This window comes from Limnohabitans sp. (assembly GCF_031539175.1).
In the GTDB taxonomy this organism is placed as follows: domain Bacteria; phylum Pseudomonadota; class Gammaproteobacteria; order Burkholderiales; family Burkholderiaceae_C; genus Limnohabitans.
Genome location: NZ_JAVKLQ010000032.1, coordinates 174,220 through 190,565, shown reverse-complemented (window position 1 = coordinate 190,565; position 16,346 = coordinate 174,220). Strand labels below are relative to the sequence as shown.

Below are 16,346 nucleotides of genomic sequence, written 5' to 3'. Positions count from 1 at the left end.
ATCAATCGTAATTGCCGAAGCGGCTAGGTGTCATGGAAGGCTGGCGCAACGGTTGGTAGCGCGGCACATTGGTGCGCAGCGAGCCCATGGCGTTGGTGCCAATGCGCGAGAAGCCTACAAATTCAAGTTGGAACAACAAGCGTTGGCGGGCCAAACCATCGGCCACTTGCAAACGCTCGGTCACCACGCGGCTGATCCAGCAGCCTGCATCGTATTCGAAGCCAATGATGGACTCGACCACCCGTTTGTCCATCGGGCTGTAGTTCAGGCGGGCCACGCTGTACCAACGTCCCTCGCCCAAACCGCGGCCTTCGGCGCTGTCATCGTCGGCGCCGCCCCACAGGTCATGCAAAGGCCATTGCCAGCCGACGTCAACTTGTTTGGACAGCGGTTCACCGTTTTCGTCGTTTTGCGTGCGAACTGCGGCGTTGATGACGCGGTAGGAGCCTGGGTTGTAGCGTCCGGCCACCATGCGACGCAGCATGTTGGAGGTTTTTTGGTTGTACTGAACGGCAGAGTCCAAGGCCCACGTGCGGTTGAGGTTGAGCGTGGCGCCGGCCAAGATTTCGCTGATACCGGATTTGGCGGTCGGGTCGTCCGGCAAGGTCACGCGCTGCTCTTGCATGCGCAGGCGTTGGGCCACGCCAAAGCGGGCGCCTTCAGCGCCAGTTTCGGGGTCGAGCAGGCGCGAGGTCAGGCCCAGCGTTAAGAGCTTGCTGTCGGAGATGCGGTCATGTCCACCAAAGGCGTTCTCGGTGAAGATGCTGGCGAAGTTGAAGGCATTGCCGCCCGAGTCGTAGTTGGGCAGGTAGTTTTGTTCGCGGTAAGGCGTATAGACATAAAACGCACGTGGCTCCAAGGTTTGCACCCATGCGCGGTCAAACCAGCGGCTGTTGCGCTCGAAGGCCATGCCGCTGTCAAGGCTGAAGGTGGGCACCGTCACGCTAGCGCCGGTTTGGCCTTGGTGTGCGCCATAAAACTGCGCGTTGGGCAAGCCGCCATCAAATTGATAGCTGCGTCCGTGCATTTGCACTTTGGGCGTGATGTAGCCATAGGGCGAGACAAAGGGGCGGCTCAGCTGCACCCACGACACGGCACGGTTGGCGTTGGGCGCGCAGTTGTTGTAGGTCGTGCTGCTGGATGCGGCCGTGCAGTCAATGTCACGGATCGACTCAAAGCGCGTCAAGTCACCGTCCACGCTGAAATCAAAGCCACCCACGCTGTGACGCTGCATGCGTGCCGTGAACTGCGGCGCACGGTCAAACGGCGGTGTGATGCGGTTGCTGGCGTTCGTCAAGTCTTGCAAGGTTTGCCAGCGTTGCACGCGCATGCCGGTGCTGTACGTGCCGTCGGTCCAGTTCAGGTTGGCGTCGTTGTTGAGCAAGCGCTGGATGCCTGAGTTGCCGATCAGGGAAAAGTCTTTCCAATAATCGTCGTCGCTGACGCGGTTCATGCTCAGCGTCAGGCCCAGTTGTCCACCGGCGTAGCTGGGGTTGAGAATGCCCGTGTGGTTGTATTGCATGCTCCAGCGGCGCGATTCACGCAGCAGGTCTTTTTCCATGTAGTCCAAGCGCAGTTGGCCTTGGAAGACCGGCTGTGGCGCTGCGCTTTCTAGGTAGCGGAACTCGGTGCCAAAGTTCAGACCGCGCTTGCTCCAATACGTGGGGAAGAAGGTCACGTCGCGGTTGGGCGCGAGGTTGATGTAATACGGCTGCGTGTATTCCAAGCCGCCAATGTTGTCCACGCCAATGGTCGGCGGCAGCAAGCCTGATTTGCGCTCTTCGCTCAGCGGAAACGCCACCGAGGGCACGGGCAAGATGGGCACACCCTTGAATCGCAGCGACGCGCCTTCGGCCACGCCCACGTTGCGGTCTGTGTCCAAGGTGATTTTGTCGGCTTTGAAAAACCAATCGGGCATCCAGCTCGGGCCGGGCTTACGTTGGCAGGTGGTGAAGTCGGCTTTGTAGAGCACCGTGTTGGCGCTGTCGATGAAGTCGATTCGCTCCGCTTGCCCGTGTGCTTTGTTTTTCAGCAGCTGGTAGCTGGGTTGCGTGAAAAAGCCCTCAAAGGCATCCAAATGCAAATCGAGCGCGGGCCCTTGGTAGACGTTGCCGGCGCGGTTGATGTACACGTTGCCACGTGCTTTGGCGAGGTCTTCAATTTGGTTGTATTCGAGGTGATCGGCTTTGAGCAGCAAATCGCCACGGCGAAATTGGACATGCCCGTCCAGCACCGATTGCACATCGGTGCGGCCGCTCACGCTGTCGCTTTGCAAAAACGAGGGCAATTGCTGGCGTGTGTCGTCGGTGATTTTTTCTTGCAGCAAACTGCTGGGCCGCAGCACCAAAGGCGGTGCGCTCACGGCGGGCTCGGCGCTCTGCGCTTGCGCCAACACAGCGCCGTTGCTCAGCAAGCCCAACGCCAGCCAAGACAAGGCACAAGCACGGCGAGGAAAATCGGGCAGCAACATGAACGCGGGACAACCTTAAAAAGAGCACAGCGCGAGGTCAAGATGCGCCCAAAAATGGGCCGACCGAGGCTGATTTGTAGAATTTAGATTATCCATGAGCACTCAGCCTAACTCCCAGCCTTCGGGCACCCCCTCTTTCCCCGCCATTGAATGGGCTCAGCCCGAACGCGCGGCGGCATTTCATCAGTGGCTCCAGCCCCTCGCGCAGGCCCACGGCGTGTTGCCCGCCACCGTGCGTGCCGCGTCGGCCGATGCCAGCTTCAGGCGTTACTTTCGGGTCGATTTAGCGCCCGGCTCGGCTGCCCCGTCGTGCGTCATCATGGACGCCCCGCCCGACAAAGAAAACTGCGAACCGTTTGTGCGCATTGCACGCTTGATGCAAGACGCCGGCTTGTATGTGCCCCGCATCTTGGCGTGGGACGAGCCCCAAGGCTTCATGCTGCTCGATGACATTGGCCATCAAACCATGATGGAGGTCATCGACCGCGAGAACCCACAAGCCAACCACGGCCTGTACATGCGCGCGCTCGACGCCCTGCTGGCCTTGCAACAAAGCAGCCGCCCCGGCGTGCTGCCCGCCTACGACGACGCGCTGTTGAAACGCGAGCTGTCGCTGTTCCCCGATTGGTATTTGACCCAGCACCGCCAGTTGCAGCTCGACAGTACCCAACGCGACATGTTGGGCAAAACCTTTGAGACCATCGTTCAACGCAATTTGGCCGCGCCCAGCGTGTACGTGCACCGCGACTTCATGCCCCGCAACTTGATGATGCCGCGTGACCCCGCAGAGTCTCGCTTGGGCGTGTTGGACTTTCAAGACGCCGTTTACGGCCCCGTCACCTACGACATCGCCAGCCTGATGCGCGATGCCTTTTTGACGTGGGACGAAGACTTTGTGCTCGACATCACCATCCGCTATTGGGAGCGCGCCCGCAAAGTCGGTTTGATGGACCATGACGGTTGGTCGCAAGACTTCGGCGAGTTCTTCCGCGCTGTGGAATGGATGGGTCTGCAACGCCACCTCAAAGTGGCCGGCATCTTCGCCCGCCTCACCTTGCGCGATGGCAAGCCCAAGTACTTGGCCGATGCGCCGCGTTTCATCCACTACATCCGCTCAACCGCCAGCCGATACAGCGAGCTCACGCCCCTGCTGCGTTTGATCGACAAGGTCGAGGGCACCGAGCCCGCCATCAGCTTGGCCTTCCCGCGCCTCACCCCTGGTCGCAAGGTTTAAACATGGCGCGTTTTCACTGTCCCCTGCCCTTGTCCGTCGGTTTGGTGCTGGATTTGCCCGCCACCGCCGCTCGGCATGTGCAAGTGCTGCGCATGCAGCCTGGCCACACGCTGACCTTGTTCAACGGCGAGGGCGGTGAGTACATCGCCGAGGTCGAGCACATGGGCCGCAGCGATGTGCGCGTGGTCGTGCGCGAGCACATCGCCCAAGAGCGAGAAGCCGCCCAGCGTGTGCATTTGGCGGTCGGCATGCCCGCCAACGAGCGCATGGATTGGTTGGTTGAAAAAGCCACCGAACTCGGCGTGCACCGCATCACCCCGCTGATGACCGAGCGCAGCGTGATTCGCTTGACCGGCGAACGTGCCGAGAAAAAACAAGCCCACTGGCAAGCCGTCGCGGCCAGCGCCTGCGAGCAATGCGGGCGCAACCGCGTGCCTGTGATCGACTTGCCCGAGCGTTTGGACACTTGGCTGGCGCGCCAAACGGTTGGCGCACAACAAACGACAACGGCACCAAGCGATGCTTCGCAAGGCGGTGAGGTCACTGTGCACGCCGTGTTGTCGCTGCACGCCAGCACGCAGCCGTTGAACGCACTTATGCAAGCTCTGATGGAAGCGCAGAAGGTTTCCGATGCGTCACATGAAAATGCCACGGCATTGGCAGCCCTGGCTGAAATGCCTGCCTCACCCATGCCAAAAACTTGGGTGTTGCTTAACGGTCCCGAAGGCGGCTTGAACGATACGGAAGACGCCGCAGCCCGCGCCAAAGGCTTTGCGGCCGTGAGCTTGGGCAACCGCGTGTTGCGCGCCGAAACCGCGGCCTTGGGCGCGTTGGCGCTGTTGACTTTGACGCCTTAAGGCATCGCCGCCATCACTTGCGCCACCGCGGCCGTGAGCTTCGTGGCAAATGGCACATGCAAGAACTCGTTCGGTCCGTGGGCATTGCTCTTGGGCCCGAGTACGCCACACACCATCATTTGCGCTTTGGGGAAACCTTGGCTGAGCATGTTCATCAGCGGGATGGTGCCGCCTTGGCCAATCGTGGCGCAAGGTGCGCCGAAGTGGGCCAAGCTGGCTGCATCCAAAGCTTGTTCAAACCAAGGCGCGGAGGTGGGGGCGTTCCAGCCGTTGGCTGAGCCTTCGGCGTGAAAGGTCACGTTGGCTTGGTAAGGGGCGTTGTCTTCGAGCAAGGCCTTGAGGTCTTGCACGGCCTGGGCGGCGTTCACCAGCGGTGGCAAGCGCAGGCTGAGCTTGAAGGCCGTGGAGGGGCGCAGCACATTACCAGCGTCTTTGAAGGCTGGAAGGCCTTCGGCGCCGGTGACGCTCAGCGTGGGTGCCCAGGTGCGCTGCAACAGGGCTTGCAGCGGGTCTTGCGTCATGGGCAAGGTGACCAAGTTGGCGCCGCCGCAGTCGTGGTGGGCCCAAGGAAAACGTTTGTACAGTTCGTCACCCAGCAAGGCGGCGGTGGCCTGTGCTTGGCGCAAGCGGTCAGCGGGCACCTCGACGTGGAACTGCGCAGGCAACAAGCGGCCTGTGGCGCTGTCTTCCAAGCGGTCCAGCACCTGACGCATGATGCGAAAACTCGACGGCACCACGCCCGAGGCATCGCCTGAATGCACGCCTTCGCTGAGTACCTCCACCTTCAACACGCCGCTGGCCATGCCGCGCAAGCTGGTGGTGAGCCACAGCTGGTCGTAGTTGCCCGCGCCGCTGTCGAGGCACATCACCAAGCCGACGTTGCCCAAGCGCGTGCGCAGGGCGTCCACGTAGGGCAGCAAGTCGTAAGAGCCCGATTCTTCGCAGGTCTCAATCAAACCCACGATGCGCGGGTGGGGCGTGTTTTGTGCTTTGAGTGCTTGGATGGCTGCGATGCTGGCGTAGATGGCGTAGCCGTCGTCCGCGCCGCCGCGCCCGTAGAGCTTGCCGTCTTCAAATTTAGGCGTCCAAGGCCCGAGGTCGTTGCGCCATCCGCTGAACTCAGGTTGCTTGTCGAGGTGGCCGTACATCAGCACCGTTTCGCTCTGCGCGTCGCTGGGGCGGGTCGCGGCCACTTCAAAGAACAGCACAGGCGTGCGGTTGGGCAAACGGATCACTTCTAGCGACAGCCCCGCTACTTTTTGCGCCAACACCCAATCGGCGGCGCGTTGCACCACCTGGTCGATGTGGCCGTGCTGCGCCCAGTCGGCGTCAAACGCGGGCGACTTGGCGGGAATGGCGATGTAGTCGGTGAGCTGCGCGACGATGTCGCTGTCCCACGCTTGGGTCACCGATTGCAGCAAGGCGTGGGTGTCGAGGGCGGGGGCGCGTGCATTCATCTGCAACTCCTGAGTTATTTTTGCAATTTAAAGACGGCAGTGCCCGCCATCAAGTTGGGCCACACATCGACGCGTTGGCCGTCTTGCAGGCCGAACGCGTCGAGCACGCGCAGTCCGTTTTTGTGGGCCAGCACACCAAAGTCGGCAAACGTGCCCACGCGAATATTCGGCGTGTCGTACCACTGGTAGGGCAAGCGTTTGGTCACGGGCATGCGGCCTTGCAGAATGCTCAAACGGTTGGGCCAATGTGCGAAGTTAGGGAAGGCGACGATGCCAGTTTTGCCCACGCGCGCGGTTTCGCGCAGCATGGTTTCCGCATTGCGCAAATGTTGCAAAGTGTCGATTTGCAGCACCACATCAAACGACTGATCGCCAAAGACACGCAGCCCTTTGTCGAGGTTGAGTTGCAACACGTTCACGCCGCGTTGCACGCAGGCGAGCACGTTGCTGTCGTCTAGCTCTACCCCGTAGCCGGTGCAGGCCTTGTGTTGTTGCAGGTGGGCCAGCAAAGCGCCGTCGCCACAGCCAAGGTCGAGCACGCGGCTGCCGTGGGGCACCAGCGCGGCGATGGCCAGCAAGTTGTCGTGCGTCATGCGGCACCTCCGGTGTGTGCCGTCAAGGCGGGTTGCGCGCCGCTCTTAGAAAACTCGCTGCTGATGCGTTCAAAGTAAGAGCGCACCACGTTCATGTAGCGGGCGTCGTCGAGCAAGAAGGCATCGTGGCCGTGGGGGGCGTCGATTTCGGCATAGCTCACATCGCGTTGGTTGTCGAGCAAGGCTTGCACCATCTCGCGGCTGCGCTCAGGGGAGAAGCGCCAGTCGGTGGTGAAGCTGACCAGCAAAAACTTCGCAGCGGTGCGCGCAAACGCCGCTGACAAATCGCCGCCGTAGGTGCGGGCTGGGTCGAAGTAGTCGAGGGCTCGGGTGATGAGCAAGTAGGTGTTGGCATCAAAGTACTCGCTGAACTTGTCGCCTTGGTAGCGCAGGTAGCTTTCGATTTGAAACTCCACGTCTTGCGTCGAGTACTTGTAGCCGGTGGCGCTGCCAACTACTGCATCGCGCAGTTGGCGTCCGAACTTTTCGTTCATCACATCGTCGCTGAGGTACGTGATGTGACCCACCATGCGCGCAATGCGCAAACCGCGTTGCGGCACCACGCCGTGTTGGTAGAAGTGGCCGCCATGAAAGTCTGGATCGGTCACGATGGCGCGACGCGCCACTTCGTTGAAGGCGATGTTCTCCGCCGTGAGGTTGGGCGCGCTGGCCACCACCACGGCGTGACGCACGCGCTCGGGGTGCTGCAGCGTCCAGCTCAGGGCTTGCATGCCGCCTAAGCTGCCGCCTAAAACGGCCGCCAGTTGGGCGATGCCCAAGCGGTCGAGCAACAAGGCTTGGGCGTTGACCCAGTCTTCGACGGTCACCACGGGGAAGTCCGCGCCGTAGACGCGACCCGTGTCGGGGTTGGTGTGCATGGGGCCGGTGGAGCCAAAGCAAGAGCCGAGGTTGTTGACGCCAATCACAAAGAAGTGGTTGGTGTCGACGGGCTTGTCGGGGCCAATCATGTTGTCCCACCAGCCTTCACTTTTGTCTTGGCCTGCATAGACGCCCGCCACGTGGTGCGAGGCGTTGAGCGCGTGGCACACCAACACGGCGTTGGAGCAGTCGGCGTTCAAGGTGCCGTAGGTTTCATAGGCCAGGGTGTAGTCGCGCAGGCTGGCGCCACTTTGCAGGGCCAGCACGTCGCTGAAGTGCATGGTCTGTGGTGTGGCGATCAGCAGGGCGCTGTCGGGGGCTGCATTCAAAGGCATGCGTTCACTCTTGTTGGTTCACCAGAATTACTCACCCACGGGGCGCAGGTGTTTGCCTGCGATGCCGGCGAGTTCAAACATGGTCACTTGGTCTTTGCCAAACACGGGTTTGAGTTTGGCGTCCGCGTTGATGGCGCGTTTGTTGGTGGCGTCTTGCAAACCGTTGGCCTTGATGTAGTCCCACAGTTTTTTGATCACTTCGGTGCGGGCCACGGCCTCATTGCCAATCACGGCGGCGAGGTCGGCGCTGGGCAAATACCCGGCGGTGACTTTGCGCGGTGCTTTCTCTTTGGCCACCTTGGCAGGCTTTTCAGCTTTGGCTTTCGTGGCCTTGGCGGGCACTTTTTTGCCAGCAGCTTTGATCAGCGCGTTGGTCGTGGGCGTTTTGCCACCTTTGGGCGGGTACTTGCTGGTGCGTGGTTCGAAGGCGAAGTTGACTTTGCCGGCCTCGGCGTCCCATTGCAAGAACGCTTTGAAGGCACGGCGCGTGCGCATGGACACAAACTTGTCGAGCAAGTCGGTTTTGCCTTCGCTCAGCAACTTGGTCATTTGCTCAGGCGCGACGGGTTGCTGCAAGATGATCTTGCCGCTCTTGAAGTCGCAGCTCGGTGTGGCTTGTGCGTGTGTGGGCAAGGCTTTGCTGCACACGTAGTTGCTGCCGTGTTCGTGCACGGGGCTGCCGCACTTGGGGCAGTTGCCCAAACTGGGGGTATCGCCAAACTCAACGATCTCGCCCGACTCGCCATTTTTGTCATCGCCGAAGTCGAATTCGAGTTTCCAGTTCTGATCTTCTTCGCTGTACTTGAGGGCAATTTCGGCGGTGAATGGCCAGCCCGCTTTCGAGCGGAAGCCTTCCAACGGACCAATTTTTTTGTCCGTCAAAAACTGCTCCACTTCGGCCACGTCAAAGGTGCGGCCACCTGGAATTTTGCTGATCGAGAAGCCGCAACCCGTGCCGTTTTCACCGGAGTCAGACGCCGTGCCGTCTTTGCCCACGCAGGCGTAGCGGCGGTAGTTTTCTTTCACCACGCCGCCGCATTTGGGGCACGGTGTTTTCAGCGTGGCGTAGTCACCGGGGATGGTGTCGCGGTCAAACTCTTTGGCCTTTTTGACGATGTGTTCGGTCATCTCGGCAATCTCGCGCATGAAGGCTTCTCGGCTCAATTGGCCGTGCTCCATTTGCGACAGTTTGTGTTCCCAGCCGCCCGTGAGTTCGGGCTTGGACAACTCTTCCACGCCCAAGCCGCGCAGCAGCGTGAACAGCTGGAACGCTTTGGCGGTCGGAATCATTTCGCGGCCATCGCGCAGCAGGTATTTTTCGTTGATCAAGCCTTCGATGATGGACGCACGCGTGGCAGGTGTGCCCAAGCCTTTTTCTTGCATGGCTTCGCGGAACTCGTCGTCTTCCACCAATTTGCCTGCGCCTTCCATCGCGCCCAGCAAGGTGGCTTCGCTGTAGCGTGCGGGGGGGCGGGTTTTGAGGCCTTTGGCGTCCGCCGATTCGTTTTTGGCGGACTCGCCTGCTGTCAAGGCCACGAGCGTCTTGCCGTCTTCTTCGTTGTCGGTGGCTTCTTGTGCGGCATCTTTGCCGTACACGGCCATCCAACCGGCGTTGACCAGCACTTTGCCTTCGGTGCGGAAGTTGTGCTCTTTGCCCGCCGCTTTGACGGTGCTGATGCGCGTGGTCACCATGTATTCAGCGCTGGGAAAGAACACCGCCAAGAAGCGGCGCACCACCAAGTCGTACAGCTTTTGCTCGGCGTCTGACAAACCGCTGGGGGCCTGCAAGGTGGGGATGATGGCGAAGTGATCGCTGACCTTTTTGTTGTCAAACACGCGGGGCAGTTTGCGCACGTAGTTGTTGTTCAGGCCCACCAAGGCGTGGGGGGCCAAGTGCTTCATGGGGCTGTCAGCCAGCATCTCGAAGGTTTGCTTGACCACGGGCACGTAGTCTTCAGGCAAATGGCGTGAGTCGGTACGTGGGTAAGTCAGTGCCTTGTGGCGTTCGTACAAGCTTTGCGCGAGCGCCAAGGTGGTTTTGGCCGAGAAGCCAAAGCGGCCGTTGGCTTCGCGTTGCAGCGAGGTCAAGTCGAACAAACCGGGGCTGGCTTTGGTGGTGGGCTTGCTTTCTTCGGTGACGGTGGCAAGCTGGTTGCGCACGGCGTCAGCAATGGCCAAAGCCTCGGCTTCGCTCCACACGCGGTCGTGTTTTTTCTCGGCGTCTTCGGCGTCTTTTTTGTGCTCGGGGTTGAACCATTTGGCGGGGTAGCTGCCCGCTTCCACCTTGAATGCGGCGTGAATTTCCCAGAAGTCACGGCTGACGAACTTGCGAATTTGTTCTTCGCGCTCCACCACCACGCTGAGGGTTGGCGTTTGCACACGGCCCACGGTGGTCAAGAAGAAGCCACCTTCGCGCGAGTTGAAGGCGGTCAAGGCGCGTGTGCCGTTGATGCCTACCAGCCAGTCGGCTTCCGAGCGGCTGCGGGCGGCATCGGCCAGGCCTTGCATTTGTTTTTCGCTGCGCAAGGAGTCGAAGCCATCGCGAATCGCTTGCGGGGTCATGGACTGCAACCACAGACGTTTGACGGGCTTGTCGAGCGGTTTCTTGCCGCCTGCGTATTGCTCGATCAAACGGAAGATCAATTCACCTTCGCGGCCCGCGTCACAGGCGTTGATGAGGGCGGTCACGTCTTTGCGTTTGGCCAGTTTGACGACGGCGTTCAAACGCGTCTTGGTTTTTTCGACGGGCTTCAGATCGAAGTAAGGCGGAATGACGGGCAAGTTGGCAAAGCTCCACTTGCCGCGTTTGACGTCGAACTCTTCGGGCGCTTGGATTTCCACCAAGTGACCGACGGCACTGGACACCACATAGGTGTCGCTCTCAAAGTGGTCGTCGTGTTTTTCGAACTTCCCCGCCACAGGCGTGAGTGCGCGCACGATGTCTTGCGCGACCGAAGGTTTTTCGGCAATCACGAGGGTTTTACTCATTTCAACGTTCCTTAGAAAACTCACCACTACAATTTGCGTCTCTCGCGTGCGCACGCGCGCCCACGGGCGCACACGCACACATGCGCATGTATTTAAGTTAACAGAAAAAAATCCGTGTCCACAAAAGCCCCTGCCCCCATTTCCGGTCGACGTATTCAAACTCGCCGCTCTGGCGTGCACGGCAAGGGCGTGTTTGCGGTCTCTGACTTTGCGCAAGGCGAAACCATCATTGAATATGTGGGCGAGATCATCACGTGGAAAGAGGCCTTGCGCCGCCACCCGCACGATCCGCAAGATCCCAACCACACGTTTTACTTTCACATCGACGAAGGTCATGTGATCGACGCCAAGTACGGCGGCAACTCTTCGCGTTGGATCAACCACTCGTGCAAGCCCAATTGCGAGCCCGATGAGATCAATGGCCGTATCTTCATCAAAGCCCGCCGCAACATCTTGGCGGGCGAAGAACTCAATTACGACTACGGTTTGGTGATTGACGAGCCGATGACCGACAAGCTCAAAGCGGAGTACCCCTGTTGGTGTGGCGCTAAGACCTGCCGTGGCACTTTGCTGGCATCGTCGGCAGAGCTGTCCGCCGCCCCCAAAGCCCGCAAAGCGAAAAAGCGCTGATCGCGCGTCGTGGCTGCTCCTACCCTGCCCGTGCATGTCTAAGCTCACCACGCCCCTGATTTGGCCCGCTGAAGACCTGTGGCTGGCGATGGTGGCCTTGTTGCCGGGCTTGACGGTGGAGGTGTTGCCCAACATCGACTCCACCAACACCGAGCTCATGCGCCGCGCTCGGGCAGGGCAAACCGACCCTGTTCTGCTGGTGGCCGAGGCGCAAACAGCAGGTCGTGGTCGTTTAGGCCGTGCTTGGCATGGTGAAGCAGGCAGCGCCCTGACTTTTTCACTCGGTTTGCTCCTGACGCCGCAGGATTGGTCTGGCTTGTCGTTGGCAGTGGGCCTGTCTTTGGCACGCAGCCTAGACCCGCAAGGTGACTTAGGCGTGCGCTTGAAGTGGCCCAACGATTTGTGGGTGGCCCGTCCGGGTACGCCGCAGGGCTGGGGCAAGTTGGCCGGTATCTTGATTGAAACGGCAGTTGCCACAGGTCATGCCACTGCGCCGTCTGCGTCCAGCGCTGCATGGGGCTCGCCACCCGCCCAAACCCGTTATTGCGTGGTGGGGGTAGGCATCAACATCGCGCCGCCGCAAGCCGAGGGCTTGTCGACCGCGCCATTGGGCCTGCAAGACCTGCAAACGGGCATGAGCGCACCTGAGGCCTTGGCCAAGGTGGCAACGCCCTTGTTGGCCACTTTGTTGGCGTTTGAGCTAGGCGGTTTCGCCCCCTTGCAAAATGCGTTCAACGCCCGCGATGCCTTGCAAGACATGTCCGTCAGCTTGAGCGATGGCCGTTTTGGCATTGCGCGTGGGGTCGATGCAAGCGGTGCTTTGCTGGTGGACACCGAGCAAGGCCAAGAGGCGATCACCAGCGCTGAGGTGAGTGTGCGACCTCGAACGACGGTATGAAAAACAATACTTTTTGGCGCAACGCCACGTGGGTGCTTCTCGCCGCCAACGTCTTCTTTTGGCTTTGGAGCCACGAAGACCTGCGCGTGCTGGGGCTAGGACCGAAGGTGGTTCAAGAGCCGCAGCGTGAGCAAGACCAAGTGGATGTGGAGTTGCTCACCCTCAAGCCCAAGGCTTCTGCGCCTTAAGCCACCACGGGCTGGCGAATCAAATAGTCAAAGGCTGACAAAGCCGCTTTCGCGCCTTCGCCTGCTGCGATCACGATCTGCTTGTACGGCACGGTGGTCACGTCGCCTGCGGCAAACACGCCGGGCAAGTTGGTGTGGCACTTCGCGTCCACCACGATCTCGCCGAACTTGCTCAGCTCTAAAGTGCCCTTCAAAAACTCGGTGTTGGGCACCAAACCGATTTGAACAAACACGCCCTCGAGTTCGACGTGATGCACGGCTTCGGTGGCACGGTCTTTGTAGCTCAGGCCGTTGACTTTTTGGCCGTCGCCGGTGATTTCGGTGGTTTGCGCGTTCACATGAATGCTCACGTTGGGCAAGCTCTTGAGCTTGTTGACCAGCACGGCATCGGCCTTCAAGGCATCGGCAAATTCCACCAAGCTGACGTGCTCGACGATGCCTGCCAAATCAATCGCTGCCTCGACGCCTGAGTTGCCGCCACCAATCACCGCCACGCGCTTGCCTTTGAACAACGGGCCGTCGCAGTGTGGGCAATAGGCCACGCCTTTGTTTTTGTACTCGGCTTCGCCGGGCACGTTCACATTGCGCCAGCGTGCGCCGGTGGACAAGATGACGCTGCGCGCTTTGAGTACGCCGCCGTTGGCCATTTGCACTTCGATCAAGCCGCCCACCGCGGTGGCAGGCACGATTTTGTCGGCGCGCTGCAAGTTCATGATGTCCACGTTGTAGTGGCGCACTTGGGCTTCCAAGGCGGCCGCGAGCTTGGGGCCATCGGTCTCTAACACCGAGATGTAGTTTTCAATCGCCATCGTGTCGTTGACTTGACCGCCAAAGCGCTCTGCCGCCACGCCCACGCGAATGCCTTTGCGTGCGGCGTACACCGCAGCCGCCGCGCCGGCAGGGCCACCGCCAACGATGAGCATGTCGTAGGGGGCTTTCTCGTTGAGTTTGGCGGCATCGCGAGCCGCGGCATTGGTATCGAGCTTGGCCACGATTTCTTCCACGCTCATGCGGCCTGAGCCAAACACTTGGCCGTTCAAGAACACCATGGGCACGGCCATGATTTGGCGCTCTTCCACTTCCTTCTGGAACGCACCGCCTTCAATCACCACCGTCTTGACCTTGGGGTTGACGATGGCCATGAGCGAGAGTGCTTGCACCACGTCGGGGCAGTTGTGGCAGCTCAGGGACATGTAGACCTCAAAGTTGAAGTCACCGTCCAGCGTCTTGATGCTGTCAATCACATCTTGTTCCACCTTGGGGGGGTGGCCGCCGGTCCACAACAGAGCCAATACCAGCGAGGTGAACTCGTGGCCCAGAGGCAAGCCTGCAAAGCGCACGCCTTGTGTTTCGTTCTCGCGCACGACCACGAATGATGGTGTGCGTGCATCGGTGCCCGATGTGTCGAGCGTGACTTTGTCAGACAGGCCCACGATGGTGTTGAGCAATTCGCCCATGTCTTGGCCTGTTTCGCTGTCGTCCAACGAGGCGATCAAGCGAATGGGCTGGCGCAGCAGGGCGAGGTACTGTTGAAGTTGGGCTTTGAGCGCGTCGTCGAGCATGGTGTTCTCCTATTTCAGGGTGCAAAAACCCTAGGCCACGCTTGAAACACGCGGACCTTGGTGATGATGTGGGGTGGGATTCGCTGGGTACAGCGCACGCCAGCTTGTGACGGGTGTGCGCTGCGCTCAACGCCCTGCGGTTGCAGGGTGTTCCAGATGCCGCCTTGCTTGCGCAAGGTGCGATCTGGAAGGAAAAAATTAGATCTTGCCGACCAAGTCGATGGAAGGAGCCAAAGTCTTCGCGCCTTCTTTCCACTTTGCTGGGCACACTTGGCCTGGGTTGGCGGCGGTGTACTGAGCAGCCGTCAACTTGCGCAGTGTTTCAGACACGTCACGGGCGATTTCGTTGGAATGGACTTCCATGGTTTTGATCATGCCTTCTGGGTTGATCACGAACGTGCCGCGCAAAGCCAGGCCATCTTCTTCAATGTGCACGCCAAAAGCGCGAGTCAACTTGTGTGTAGGGTCGCCGACCAATGGGAACTTGGCTTTGCCCACAGCAGGCGAAGTCTCGTGCCACACTTTGTGCGAGAAGTGGGTGTCGGTGGTGATGATGTACACCTCAGCGCCGGCTTTTTGGAACGCAGCGTAGTTGTCAGCTGCGTCTTCGATTTCGGTGGGGCAGTTGAAGGTGAAAGCGGCTGGCATGAAGATGAACACGTTCCACTTGCCCTTGAGCGTGGCTTCGGTCACTTCGATGAACTTGCCGTTGTGGAAAGCTTGGTTTTTGAAAGGCTGAACTTGTGTGTTGATCAAAGACATGTGGATTCCTTTGGGTTGTTAAAAACTATCGAATGAGTCGAACTCATTGAGGTGAATGTTAGCCAAGAAACCATGGCTTGGTGATTGTTTGTCTCAATGAGACCGATTGAGACAACCTTGCGCCAAGCGGTCTTTGTGTCATCACTTGGTCAAAATCAACTTGCCAAAACGCGTGGTTTGCAGGCGGTACACCTCGCCTAAATGTACGATTTCTAGCATCCGCTGACCACCCATCAGCGCGGCACTGTCCACGCGCAGTGGTGCTATGGTGGACGTGACGGGCGCAGGCGCATGTTGCGTTGCTGACGTGGCCTTTGAGGCCGATGCTGGGGGGTGAGTGCTCATGGCTTTACGGAAGACGCATCAAGGCTTTTGCGCGATGAAATTCACCTTGGCCAAGCCTGCGCTTTGCAACGTGCTGAGCGTTTGCAGCACGCGTTCATAGGGCACGGCGCGGTCACCGCTGAGCTGAACCACGGGCTGAGGCTCGTGTGCGGCGACTTGTTGGGCTTGAACTTTGAGCGTGTCGTCTTTGACAGCTTGGCCATTCCAATAGGCGTGGCCTTGCGCGTCGATGTCCAAGCGCACGGGCTCGGCGTGCTGTTGCGGTGCTGCGCTGCTGGTGCGTGGCAGTGTCAAGGGAATCGCGCTGTGGATGGCAGGTACGGCCAAGATGAACACAATCAACAGCACCAACATCACGTCGATCAACGGCGTCATGTTGATTTCGGTCATCACCTCGTCATCGTCGTGGGCGGGTAAGAAGGACATGGTCAAACCCCAGCTTTGTCGCGTTGGCCCACGCGTGCACCTGTGACCAAAAAGGCATGCAGGTCGTGTGCAAAGCGATTGAGCTGGCCCAAGATGAATTTGTTGCCGCGCACCAAGGCGTTGTAACCCAGCACCGCAGGCACCGCCACCACCAGCCCCAAGGCCGTCATGATCAGCGCTTCGCCAATCGGGCCCGCCACGCGGTCCATGCCGACTTGGCCCGAAGCGCCAATGCCAATGAGTGCGTGATAAATGCCCCACACCGTGCCGAACAAACCGACAAATGGCGCAGTAGAACCAATGGACGCCAACACCGCCAAGCCAGCTTGCAAGCGGGCGGTCGAGTCGTCAATCGCATTGCGCAAACTGCGGGTGACCCAATCACTCACGTCCAAGCTGTCGTGCAGCTGTTCTTGTGTGGCGCGGTGGTGAGCGGAGGCTTCGTGGCCTTGTTTGGCCAAGCTGTAAAACGGGTTGGTGTTGGCAACATGCGCGGCGGTGCCATCTAAGGCGGTTAAGCCTTCGTCCAGGTTGCTGCTGTGCCAAAACGATTCGATGTGTTGTGCCATGCGTTTCAAGCGCACGATATCGAGCACCTTCATGACGATGACGACCCACGACAACACAGACATGCCGATCAAGAGCAATGCCACGATGTGGGTGATGACGTCACCTTGTTGCCAAAAATTCAAGATGCCGGGTTGGTTTTCCATGACAGTTTC

The 16,346-nt window shown here is 59.8% G+C and carries 16 protein-coding genes; 5 read left to right on the top strand and 11 right to left on the bottom strand.

Features of this window, described 5'->3' with window-relative positions:
* Position 1: 1 nt before the first annotated feature.
* Entirely contained in the window at positions 2–2,470 is a 2,469-nt protein-coding gene (locus RMS95_RS06295; protein ID WP_310644569.1) for an LPS assembly protein LptD, read from the bottom strand.
* A gap of 94 nt (positions 2,471–2,564) precedes the next feature.
* Here RMS95_RS06295 and RMS95_RS06290 point away from each other — a divergent pair, with 94 nt between their 5' ends.
* Both RMS95_RS06290 and RMS95_RS06285 read left to right on the top strand, forming a co-directional pair.
* On the top strand, positions 2,565–3,704 hold the full coding sequence (locus tag RMS95_RS06290) for a phosphotransferase (protein ID WP_310644567.1): 1,140 nt from the start codon (positions 2,565–2,567) through the stop codon (positions 3,702–3,704).
* A gap of 2 nt (positions 3,705–3,706) precedes the next feature.
* Positions 3,707–4,561 carry a 16S rRNA (uracil(1498)-N(3))-methyltransferase gene (locus RMS95_RS06285; protein ID WP_310644565.1) on the top strand — a complete coding sequence of 285 codons (855 nt, stop codon included), beginning with the start codon at positions 3,707–3,709 and terminating at the stop codon, positions 4,559–4,561.
* Here the strand turns inward: RMS95_RS06285 and RMS95_RS06280 are convergent.
* The 4 genes from RMS95_RS06280 to RMS95_RS06265 are packed head-to-tail and all read right to left on the bottom strand — an operon-like array spanning position 4,558 to position 10,813.
* Complete coding sequence (locus RMS95_RS06280; protein ID WP_310644563.1) at positions 4,558–6,018, bottom strand: M20 family metallopeptidase; 1,461 nt, start codon at positions 6,016–6,018, stop codon at positions 4,558–4,560. The genes RMS95_RS06285 and RMS95_RS06280 overlap by 4 nt on opposite strands.
* A 14-nt stretch (positions 6,019–6,032) precedes the next feature.
* The gene (gene metW, locus RMS95_RS06275) at positions 6,033–6,611 is read right to left on the bottom strand and encodes a methionine biosynthesis protein MetW (protein ID WP_310644561.1); all 579 of its coding nucleotides are present in this window, start codon (positions 6,609–6,611) and stop codon (positions 6,033–6,035) included.
* Positions 6,608–7,825: a homoserine O-acetyltransferase gene (locus tag RMS95_RS06270; protein ID WP_310644559.1), complete on the bottom strand. Its 1,218-nt coding sequence runs from the start codon at positions 7,823–7,825 to the stop codon at positions 6,608–6,610. The genes metW and RMS95_RS06270 overlap by 4 nt, the downstream gene beginning before the upstream one ends.
* 27 nt (positions 7,826–7,852) lie before the next feature.
* Positions 7,853–10,813 carry a DNA topoisomerase III gene (locus tag RMS95_RS06265; protein WP_310644557.1) on the bottom strand — a complete coding sequence of 987 codons (2,961 nt, stop codon included), beginning with the start codon at positions 10,811–10,813 and terminating at the stop codon, positions 7,853–7,855.
* 114 nt (positions 10,814–10,927) lie between these two features.
* Here RMS95_RS06265 and RMS95_RS06260 point away from each other — a divergent pair, with 114 nt between their 5' ends.
* Genes RMS95_RS06260 through RMS95_RS06250 form a run of 3 tightly spaced genes read left to right on the top strand, consistent with a single transcriptional unit; the run spans position 10,928 to position 12,529 of the window.
* Entirely contained in the window at positions 10,928–11,443 is a 516-nt protein-coding gene (locus RMS95_RS06260; RefSeq protein ID WP_310644555.1) for an SET domain-containing protein-lysine N-methyltransferase, read from the top strand.
* A 34-nt stretch (positions 11,444–11,477) separates the two neighbouring features.
* On the top strand, positions 11,478–12,341 hold the full coding sequence (locus RMS95_RS06255) for a biotin--[acetyl-CoA-carboxylase] ligase (protein WP_310644553.1): 864 nt from the start codon (positions 11,478–11,480) through the stop codon (positions 12,339–12,341).
* A complete protein-coding gene (locus RMS95_RS06250; RefSeq protein WP_310644552.1) occupies positions 12,338–12,529 on the top strand; it encodes a sporulation protein in 192 nt (63 codons plus the stop codon). Before RMS95_RS06255 ends, RMS95_RS06250 begins: the two co-directional genes overlap by 4 nt.
* On the opposite strand, the gene ahpF is transcribed toward RMS95_RS06250, so the two are convergent.
* The 6 genes from ahpF to RMS95_RS06220 all read right to left on the bottom strand — a co-directional run bounded on the left by ahpF (position 12,526) and on the right by RMS95_RS06220 (position 16,337).
* On the bottom strand, positions 12,526–14,091 hold the full coding sequence (ahpF, locus tag RMS95_RS06245; RefSeq protein WP_310644551.1) for an alkyl hydroperoxide reductase subunit F: 1,566 nt from the start codon (positions 14,089–14,091) through the stop codon (positions 12,526–12,528). The two genes, RMS95_RS06250 and ahpF, sit on opposite strands and share 4 nt — an antisense overlap.
* A gap of 14 nt (positions 14,092–14,105) precedes the next feature.
* Positions 14,106–14,267 carry a hypothetical protein gene (locus tag RMS95_RS06240; RefSeq protein ID WP_310644549.1) on the bottom strand — a complete coding sequence of 54 codons (162 nt, stop codon included), beginning with the start codon at positions 14,265–14,267 and terminating at the stop codon, positions 14,106–14,108.
* 22 nt (positions 14,268–14,289) lie between these two features.
* Positions 14,290–14,853, bottom strand: a complete 564-nt coding sequence (gene ahpC, locus RMS95_RS06235) for an alkyl hydroperoxide reductase subunit C (protein WP_281788896.1) — start codon at positions 14,851–14,853, stop codon at positions 14,290–14,292.
* Positions 14,854–14,994: 141 nt separating this feature from the next.
* The gene (hemP, locus tag RMS95_RS06230; protein WP_310644547.1) at positions 14,995–15,198 is read right to left on the bottom strand and encodes a hemin uptake protein HemP; all 204 of its coding nucleotides are present in this window, start codon (positions 15,196–15,198) and stop codon (positions 14,995–14,997) included.
* 18 nt (positions 15,199–15,216) lie between these two features.
* Positions 15,217–15,624 (bottom strand): biopolymer transporter ExbD, encoded by a 408-nt coding sequence (locus RMS95_RS06225; RefSeq protein WP_310644545.1) that lies wholly within the window; start codon positions 15,622–15,624, stop codon positions 15,217–15,219.
* A 2-nt stretch (positions 15,625–15,626) separates the two neighbouring features.
* Positions 15,627–16,337: a MotA/TolQ/ExbB proton channel family protein gene (locus RMS95_RS06220; RefSeq protein WP_310644543.1), complete on the bottom strand. Its 711-nt coding sequence runs from the start codon at positions 16,335–16,337 to the stop codon at positions 15,627–15,629.
* Between the last annotated feature and the right edge of the window lie 9 nt (positions 16,338–16,346).

What these genes read in the sequence shown, in the direction of transcription:
- RMS95_RS06295 (WP_310644569.1), bottom strand. Translation starts at nt 2,470, where the DNA reads ATGTTGCTGCCCGATTTTCCTCGCCGTGCTTGTGCCTTGTCTTGGCTG.
- RMS95_RS06290 (WP_310644567.1), top strand. Translation starts at nt 2,565, where the DNA reads ATGAGCACTCAGCCTAACTCCCAGCCTTCGGGCACCCCCTCTTTCCCC.
- RMS95_RS06285 (WP_310644565.1), top strand. Translation starts at nt 3,707, where the DNA reads ATGGCGCGTTTTCACTGTCCCCTGCCCTTGTCCGTCGGTTTGGTGCTG.
- RMS95_RS06280 (WP_310644563.1), bottom strand. Translation starts at nt 6,018, where the DNA reads ATGAATGCACGCGCCCCCGCCCTCGACACCCACGCCTTGCTGCAATCG.
- metW (WP_310644561.1), bottom strand. Translation starts at nt 6,611, where the DNA reads ATGACGCACGACAACTTGCTGGCCATCGCCGCGCTGGTGCCCCACGGC.
- RMS95_RS06270 (WP_310644559.1), bottom strand. Translation starts at nt 7,825, where the DNA reads ATGCCTTTGAATGCAGCCCCCGACAGCGCCCTGCTGATCGCCACACCA.
- RMS95_RS06265 (WP_310644557.1), bottom strand. Translation starts at nt 10,813, where the DNA reads ATGAGTAAAACCCTCGTGATTGCCGAAAAACCTTCGGTCGCGCAAGAC.
- RMS95_RS06255 (WP_310644553.1), top strand. Translation starts at nt 11,478, where the DNA reads ATGTCTAAGCTCACCACGCCCCTGATTTGGCCCGCTGAAGACCTGTGG.
- RMS95_RS06250 (WP_310644552.1), top strand. Translation starts at nt 12,338, where the DNA reads ATGAAAAACAATACTTTTTGGCGCAACGCCACGTGGGTGCTTCTCGCC.
- ahpF (WP_310644551.1), bottom strand. Translation starts at nt 14,091, where the DNA reads ATGCTCGACGACGCGCTCAAAGCCCAACTTCAACAGTACCTCGCCCTG.
- ahpC (WP_281788896.1), bottom strand. Translation starts at nt 14,853, where the DNA reads ATGTCTTTGATCAACACACAAGTTCAGCCTTTCAAAAACCAAGCTTTC.
- hemP (WP_310644547.1), bottom strand. Translation starts at nt 15,198, where the DNA reads ATGAGCACTCACCCCCCAGCATCGGCCTCAAAGGCCACGTCAGCAACG.
- RMS95_RS06225 (WP_310644545.1), bottom strand. Translation starts at nt 15,624, where the DNA reads ATGTCCTTCTTACCCGCCCACGACGATGACGAGGTGATGACCGAAATC.
- RMS95_RS06220 (WP_310644543.1), bottom strand. Translation starts at nt 16,337, where the DNA reads ATGGAAAACCAACCCGGCATCTTGAATTTTTGGCAACAAGGTGACGTC.